The organism is Sagittula sp. (genome assembly GCF_052825245.1).
In genome coordinates this window covers 1-7,233 of sequence record NZ_JBRBWD010000028.1, presented here as the reverse complement: position 1 = coordinate 7,233, position 7,233 = coordinate 1, and the positions used below count along the sequence as shown (strand labels likewise).

Genomic DNA, 7,233 nt, shown 5'->3' with positions numbered 1-7,233 from the left:
GGGGGCGCCTGCCGCAGGCAGGCGCCCCCGCCGGGGGGGGCCCCCCCCCGGGGGGGCACCCAGTAGAATGGGGCTTAAAAAGTACAAAGGGTCCACAAATAAATGTTGTGGAGCCTAAAGGGAACACACAACGACCCCCCCCGGTGGCCCCCGCCCGGGGGGCCGCCCCCCGGGGGGGGCGCCTGCCTGCGGCAGGCGCCCCCGGACCATCGCATCGTCCGGACAGGGGTCTTGTGCGGATGCTGCCGAGGGGGCGCTGCCCCCGCCCCTGCGGGGCCCCCCGAGGGTATTTTTGCCAAGATGAAGACCCGGGAAGACAGGGTCCGGAAAGACAGGAGAAGAAACCGGTATGCCGAAGTCGCTCAAGAGCCTGCTGATGGTGTCGCCGCTGGCGGCGGTGATGCTGGTGTTCCTCGTGCTGCCGATCCTGATGATCGTGGTCGTCAGCTTCTGGCGGGCGACAGAGTTCTCGGTCATTCCGGCGTTTTCCTTCGAGAACTACGAGTTCCTCTTCGGTTCGCCCGTGACCTACAAGGTCTTCCTGAACACCTTCAAATACGCGCTGATCACCTGGGTGTTCACGCTGGCCATCGGCTTCACCGTGGCCTATTTCCTGGCCTTCCACGTGCGCAGCCAGAACATGCAGATCGTGCTGTTCCTGCTGTGCACCATCCCGTTCTGGACCTCGAACATCATCCGCATGATCTCGTGGATACCCTTCCTGGGGCGCAACGGCATCGCCAACTCGACGCTTCTGTCGATGGGGGTGATCGACCAGCCGGTAGAGTGGCTGCTGTTTTCCGACTTCGCGGTGATCCTGGCCTTCGTCCACCTCTATACGCTGTTCATGGTGGTGCCGATCTTCAACACGATGATGCGCATCGACCGGTCGCTGATCGAGGCGGCGCGGGATGCCGGTGCCTCGGGGCCGCAGATCCTGTGGAACGTGATCGTGCCGCTGACCAAGCCCGGCATCATGATCGGCACGATCTTCGTGGTGACGCTGGTGATGGGCGATTTCATCACCGTGCGGATCATGTCCGGGTCGCAGTCGGCCAACGTCGGGCGGCTGATCTCCAACGATATCGCGCTGCTGCAGTACCCGAGCGCCGCCGCCACTGCCGTGATCCTGCTGGTGACCGTGCTGATGGTGATCGGCATCCTGTTGCGGTTCGTCGACATCCGGAAGGAGCTTTGAGCGATGCCTTTGCCGACACCGGCCCTGCCGCCCGCCATTGCGGCGCATGAGAGCCGGGCCCGTGCGGCCCGGTCCAAGCCCCAGCCCCAGTCCCGGAGGACCTGACCCATGGAACCGCGTCCACGCTCCTTCTACGTGCTTGCCGCCTTTTTCGGGCTGTTCCTGCTGTTCCTTTACGGGCCGACGATCACCATCGCCATCCTGTCCTTCCAGGGGCCGCAGGGCGGGTTGACCTTCCCGATGAACGGCACGTCGGTCTACTGGTTCAAGGACCTGTTCGAGCAGCAGGCCGTGGGCGACATCTGGGGCAGCTTCCGGCGGTCCTTTGCGCTGGGGTTCATGGTCATGGTGACGACCGTGGTGGTGTCCGTCATGGGCGGGCTGGCCTTCCGGTCGCGGTTCCCGGCCTCGGGGCTGCTGTTCTACCTGATCATCACCTCGCTGGTGATCCCGTCGATCCTCGTCTCGCTGGGCGTCGGGCTGATGTTCTCGCAATCGGGGATGAAGGTGCACTGGGCGTCCTCCGGCTTTGGCTCGCAACTGACGTGGACGCTGCCCTTCGGCCTGCTGATCATGTTCGCGGTCTTCAACCGCTTCGACAAATCCTACGAGGAGGCGGCGCGCGACCTCGGGGCGACGCCTTGGCAGACCATCCGCCATGTGGTGCTGCCGATCATCGGGCCGTCGCTGATCGGTGTGGCGCTTTTCGGCTTCACGCTGAGCTATGACGAGTTCGCCCGCACGCTCCTGACGGCGGGCAGCTACAACACGCTGCCGCTGGAGATCTACGGCATGACGACCAACGTCACGACGCCTGTGCTTTATGCGTTGGGGACACTGACGACGGTGTTTTCCTTCCTGATGATCGGGGTCTTCCTGCTGCTGGTGACGCTGACGGCGCGCCGCAAGGCGAAGGCCGGGTCGGATGCCGGCAAGGGGATGGTATGATCGTTCTCATCAATCCCAATTCCACCGTCCTCATGACCGAGGCAATGACCGCCGTGGCACAGGATGTCGCGGGGCGGATGAAGGTGGAGGGCTGGACCTCGCACGGCGGGCCGCCCTCGATCCAGGGGCGCGAGGATGGCGATGCCGCCGTGCCGCCGATGCTGGAACTGGTGCAGAAGGCCTGCCGCGACGGGGCGGAGGCGATCCTGATCGGCTGCTTCGACGACACCGGCATCGCGGAGGCGCAGAAGCTGGCGCGCTGCCCGGTGATCGGGATCGGGCAGGCGGCCTATCACCTGGCTGCGGCGGTGGGCGGGCGGTTCTCGGTCGTGACCACTCTGGACGTGTCGGTGCCGGTGCTGGAGGAGAACGTCGCCAGTTACGGGCTGGCCCCGTCGCTGGGCCGTATCCGGGCCAGCGGCGTGCCGGTGCTGGAGGTCGAGAAGGCCGAACCGCGGATCATCGACGAGATCCTTGCCGCGGAAGCGGAGGACGGCGTGGGCGCCGTGGCGCTGGGATGCGGCGGCATGGTGGGGCTGATGGCGCGGGCGCAGAAGGAGACCCGGCTGATCCTGGTCGACGGTGTGCGCGCCGCGACCGGCATGGCCCGAGCGCTGATCGCCTGACCGTATAAGCCATTGGGATTGCACTCCGGTTCCGGACGGGCAAAGGTGGCGCCGGAACAGATCGGGGAGGGCGGTTTCATGCGGCATGGTGGCAGGCTTCTGGTGGAGTGCCTCGTGGCACTGGGCGCGCGCAAGGCGTTCGGCGTGCCGGGGGAGAGCTATCTCGCGGTGCTCGACGCGCTGCACGATACCGAAGGCGCGCTGGACTACGTGCTGTGCCGCAACGAGGGCGGCGCGGGGTTCATGGCGGCGGCCTGGGGCAAGCTGACCGGCACCCCCGGCATCTGCATGGTGACGCGCGGGCCGGGGGCCACCAATGCCTCCATCGGGGTGCACACCGCCCGGCAGGACAGCGCGCCGATGCTGCTGTTCGTGGGGCAGGTGGCGACCGACATGATGGGGCGCGAGGCCTTCCAGGAAGTCGACTACCCCGCGGTCTATGGCACCATGGCGAAATGGGCGGTGGAGATCGACCGGGTCGAGCGCATCCCCGAGATCGTGTCACGCGCATGGACCGTGGCCACGACCGGGCGGCCCGGTCCGGTGGTCATCGCCCTGCCGGAGGACATGCTGTCGTCCGAAACCGACACACCCGCGATTTCCGGCCCGGTCGAGATCCTGCCGCCTGCGCCCTCCGGCCCGGCGGTGGCCAGGGCGCGCGAGATCCTGAAGGGCGCGAAACGGCCGCTCCTGTTCTTCGGAGGAAGCAACTGGACGGAGGGCGGCAAGGCTGCGCTGCGCCGTTTCGCGGAGGAGAACGACATCCCCGCCGTGGCCGTCTTCCGCTATCTCGACATGTTCGACAACCACTCTCCGGCGTTCTGCGGACATTCCGGTGTGGGCATGTGGCCCTCCACCCGGAAGCTGATCCAAGAAGCCGACGTCATCCTCGCTATCAACTTGAGATTCGGGGAAAATTCCACCGGGGGCTACACGCTGCTGAAGGTGCCGGACCCGGAACAGACGCTGATCCACGTGCATGGCAGCGACGGCGAACTGGGCAAGGTTTACCGCCCCGCGCTGGGCGTCCATGCCGACCCGTCCGCCTTTGCGGAGGCGCTGGTGGCGGCGGGTCCGCTGGGGCCGCGCGACGGCACCTGGCGGGCAGAGGCGCGGGCGGCCTTCGAGGCGGGGTTCGAGCTGCCGGAGCAGCCCTCGCCGGTGGACATGGGCAAGGTCATGGCACATCTGGCGGAGGTCCTGCCGGACGACGCGATCCTGACCAACGGGGCGGGGAATTTCGCGGTATGGCCGGGGTATTTCTTCCGCTATGGTGGGGCGCAGCGCCTGCTGGCGCCGCAGTCCGGGGCCATGGGATACGGGCTTCCGGCGGCCATCGCGGCCAAGGTCGCGCACCCCGGCCGCACCGTCGTCTGTTTTGCCGGGGACGGCGATTTCCAGATGACCAGCCAGGAACTGGCCACCGCCGCGCAGGCCGGGGCGCAGCCCGTGGTGCTGATCCTGAACAACGGCATCTACGGCACGATCCGCGCCCATCAGGAACGCCACTACCCGGCGCGTGTGTCGGGCACCACGATGGTCTCGCCCGACTTCGCGGCGCTGGCCCGGTCCTACGGTTTCCACGGAGAGCGGGTGTCCCGGACGGAGGACTTTGCCGCCGCCTTCGACAGGGCGCTCGCCTCGGAGACGGGCGCGGTGCTCGACCTCGACATTTCCGAGGAGGCGCTGACGCCGCGGGTGACTCTTTCGCAGATGCGCGCCGCAGCGCAGAAATCGGGGCGGTAAGGCGGCACTGGCTGCGGTCTTCGGTCGCCTGAAAAGGTGACCGGAGGTGCGGGCCGTTCAGGTTTTCTTTATCGTTTTTATCCAATGTCTTGAGGGAAACACTTCGAGTATTTCCTGAACTGCGGGCCGCGGTCCCGGCCCGCGCCGATGCGTCTGCGGCAAGCCGGGTTGAGAACCCCTTCCGACCGGGTTTTGTGAATGAAACGTGCAGGCTGCGGCCGATGCTTAAGGCAGCGCGCGCCGCAAGATCTGGCAGCGGCGCAACGGCCCCGCCACAAGGGGTTAACGCCGCCCGCCGCCGGTTAACCGGATGTTATGGGGCAAACCGGCCGGTTCGGCCCCCGTTTCCGGCCGGTTGGTAACCTTTGTGCAGAGGCGCGGCATTCACACTTTGTCAGCGATTAACCTTTGGCACCCGCCCGCCCCTCAGGCCTCCGCCCAGAGGCCCTCGGCCAGCGCCTTCAGCCGCAGCGCCTCCTGCCAGCGGTTCGACATCTCGCGCCCGGTGGCGTCGGTCATCGCGTATTCCGGCGGGCCAAGCTCGCACAGGAAGGTCAGCGGCGCCTCGGGCTGCGCCGCCTTGTAATGGCCGAAGCCCTCGCGCCAGATCGCGGTGAACAGCTCCAGCCACTTGGCGTTCTGCGGGAAGTCCAGTTGAAGCTGGATCTGCTGGCGGCTGGCGACCCGGCCCTGGAAGCTGTCGCAGCGCTGCAGGATGCGGGTCAGAAGGCCGCGTTCGAAGGCGCCCAGCGGCAGCTTCCATTCCCGGTCCACGAGGTAATGCGACAGGTCGCCGGACAGCCGCATCTCCGGCACGGCGTCGATCAGTTCGAGCGTGGTGAAAAGGTCGTTGGTGATGCAGTTGCGATGCGTCTCGAACTGCACGGGAACGCCTTCTTCCTCCGACATCTCGATCCAGGTGCGCACCACGGGGATGGCGCCCGCGGTGCTCAGCGGAAAGACCTGCCCGATGAGGTTCACGAAGGGCGAGCCGAAATCCTTCGCCATCTTCAGCGTGTCGCGCAGGGCGGACACCGACCGGGGGAAGGCCACGATCAGCGGCACCAGCCCGTGGTGGCGGATGTGCGGCAGCACGTCGTGGGCGGTCTGCACGTCGGCGGCGCCGAGGTCGATCGCCAGCCCGTGAAAGCCCGCGTCCTTCACCATGCCGCAGATCGCGTCGTAGGGCAGGGTTTCGCCGCTCTGGTCGTGCGGAGACATCGCCCAGAGCGACTGGAAGACCTGCAGCGTCACGCCGCTTCGATCCGCGCGCTGGTGCCGTTGCCGCGGGGCACGATCCAGACCTCGTCATAGGGGTAGTCCGCCTCAGACTTGGCGGACAGCTTGCGGATCACCTCCACCTGGAACTCGATCCAGCCCATGGCGTGCGGCGCGGCGCCGTTCTTCTTCATCTCGCCGTCGAGGTCCTTCAGCTGCCAGAAGGGCACGGCGGGAAAGCTGTGGTGCGCGGTGTGATAGGGCATCTGCCAGCAGAGCCAGCGCATCACCGCGTTGGTGCGGGTGGAGCGGGTGTTCTCGAGGATGTTGTCCTCGTGGCTGAGGCCAAGGTGCTCGATGGTGTTCTGCAGCTGGTGGACCGGCTTCATGACCACCATCGGCGCCAGCCACAGGAGCACGGCGGCCCAGCTTTGCGTCACAAGCGACAGCACGGCCACGGCGGCATAAAGCGCGGCATGGATGCGCGCCTCGCGGATGACCAGCGCGTGCTGCTCGGGGCGGATATAGGGTTCCAGCACGATCCCGCGCGAAAACCGCACGATCCGCGCGACGCGGCTTTGCCAGTAGGTGACGCCCCAGAACCACAACAGGTAGGTCTTCAGCGTGTAGGGTTCGCGTGTCAGCTCGCCGTCCTTCTCCCAGTTCTGGGTGTGCTGGTGGTGCGCCCAGTGCTGGATCTTGTCGAAATCGCGGGGGTAGATCATCAGGAAGCCGATCAGCCGCCCGAAGACCTCGTTCAGCCGCCGGGTGCGGAAGACGGTGTCATGCGACAGCTCGTGCTGCCCGGCGTAGAGGAAGTTCAGAAGCACCCCGTGCGCCATGAACAGCGGGATCGACCAGAGGCTTGCCCAGGTGGTCCAGAGCAGCGTGCCGGTGAGCGCGATGGCGGCGAAATGGCTGCCAAGCTGCAGCGCGCCGCGCAGGTCGGAGCGTTGCATCAGGGCGCGCAGGCGGGTCGGGGCGATCAGGTCGCGGCGGGAAAACGTGGCTTGCATGGCGCGGAGCCTAGGACACTCTCCGCCGTGAGGGCAAGCGCCACGCGCGCCGCGCCGGCACCACCCCACAGGAAACGCCCAAGCCGCAGGCAGCCCGTCCCCCACCGGCCGCAGGCACGTCGCCCGCATACCCCGCTGCCCGCCCCCTTCATCTTGGTCCAAATACCTCCAGGGGTCCGGGGGCGGAGCCCCCGGCGGGCGGGGGTGCGGGGGGCGGAGCCCCCCGGCGGAGGGGGGGGGGGGCGCCCGCCGGCACCCCGCCGGCCCCCCCCCCCCCCCACACCCCCGGGGGGTGACGCGCCCCCCCCCGCCCCCCCCGGGCCCCGGGCCCCCCCCCCGCGGGGGCGCAGCCCCGGCATTCAGCTGCGCCTCGAGAAACTCGAACCGCTGGACGATCTGGCTCAGGCGATCTTCTGGCAACATCACCGCGCCATACCCCCGACCCTGCCCCGGACCAAGCCGCCCGCCGGCCGCTTCTTTG

General features: G+C 67.6%; 6 protein-coding genes. 4 read left to right on the top strand and 2 right to left on the bottom strand.

The annotated features are described in order from the left end of the window. The first annotated feature begins 349 nt into the window (after nucleotides 1-349). The 4 genes from ACU0DV_RS10045 to ACU0DV_RS10030 all read left to right on the top strand — a co-directional run bounded on the left by ACU0DV_RS10045 (nucleotide 350) and on the right by ACU0DV_RS10030 (nucleotide 4,518). Nucleotides 350-1,198: an ABC transporter permease gene (locus ACU0DV_RS10045; protein ID WP_283982805.1), complete on the top strand. Its 849-nt coding sequence runs from the start codon at nucleotides 350-352 to the stop codon at nucleotides 1,196-1,198. Between the two features lie 108 nt (nucleotides 1,199-1,306). Further along, nucleotides 1,307-2,146 (top strand): ABC transporter permease, encoded by an 840-nt coding sequence (locus ACU0DV_RS10040; protein WP_100927283.1) that lies wholly within the window; start codon nucleotides 1,307-1,309, stop codon nucleotides 2,144-2,146. Beyond that, entirely contained in the window at nucleotides 2,143-2,772 is a 630-nt protein-coding gene (locus ACU0DV_RS10035) for an aspartate/glutamate racemase family protein (RefSeq protein WP_100927282.1), read from the top strand. The genes ACU0DV_RS10040 and ACU0DV_RS10035 overlap by 4 nt, the downstream gene beginning before the upstream one ends. A 78-nt stretch (nucleotides 2,773-2,850) precedes the next feature. Then, a complete protein-coding gene (locus ACU0DV_RS10030; protein WP_446241868.1) occupies nucleotides 2,851-4,518 on the top strand; it encodes a thiamine pyrophosphate-dependent enzyme in 1,668 nt (555 codons plus the stop codon). A 426-nt stretch (nucleotides 4,519-4,944) separates the two neighbouring features. Here the strand turns inward: ACU0DV_RS10030 and ACU0DV_RS10025 are convergent, their stop codons facing one another. Together ACU0DV_RS10025 and ACU0DV_RS10020 are read right to left on the bottom strand one after the other, a co-directional pair. Beyond that, the gene (locus ACU0DV_RS10025; RefSeq protein WP_446241867.1) at nucleotides 4,945-5,772 is read right to left on the bottom strand and encodes a sugar phosphate isomerase/epimerase family protein; all 828 of its coding nucleotides are present in this window, start codon (nucleotides 5,770-5,772) and stop codon (nucleotides 4,945-4,947) included. Then, complete coding sequence (locus ACU0DV_RS10020; RefSeq protein WP_446241866.1) at nucleotides 5,769-6,752, bottom strand: fatty acid desaturase; 984 nt, start codon at nucleotides 6,750-6,752, stop codon at nucleotides 5,769-5,771. The genes ACU0DV_RS10025 and ACU0DV_RS10020 overlap by 4 nt, the downstream gene beginning before the upstream one ends. Nucleotides 6,753-7,233: the final 481 nt, after the last annotated feature.

Bases quoted from the DNA above. Each gene is read 5' to 3' on its own strand.
- ACU0DV_RS10040 (WP_100927283.1), top strand. From the start codon at position 1,307: ATGGAACCGCGTCCACGCTCCTTCTACGTGCTTGCCGCCTTTTTCGGG.
- ACU0DV_RS10045 (WP_283982805.1), top strand. From the start codon at position 350: ATGCCGAAGTCGCTCAAGAGCCTGCTGATGGTGTCGCCGCTGGCGGCG.
- ACU0DV_RS10020 (WP_446241866.1), bottom strand. From the start codon at position 6,752: ATGCAAGCCACGTTTTCCCGCCGCGACCTGATCGCCCCGACCCGCCTG.
- ACU0DV_RS10035 (WP_100927282.1), top strand. From the start codon at position 2,143: ATGATCGTTCTCATCAATCCCAATTCCACCGTCCTCATGACCGAGGCA.
- ACU0DV_RS10030 (WP_446241868.1), top strand. From the start codon at position 2,851: ATGCGGCATGGTGGCAGGCTTCTGGTGGAGTGCCTCGTGGCACTGGGC.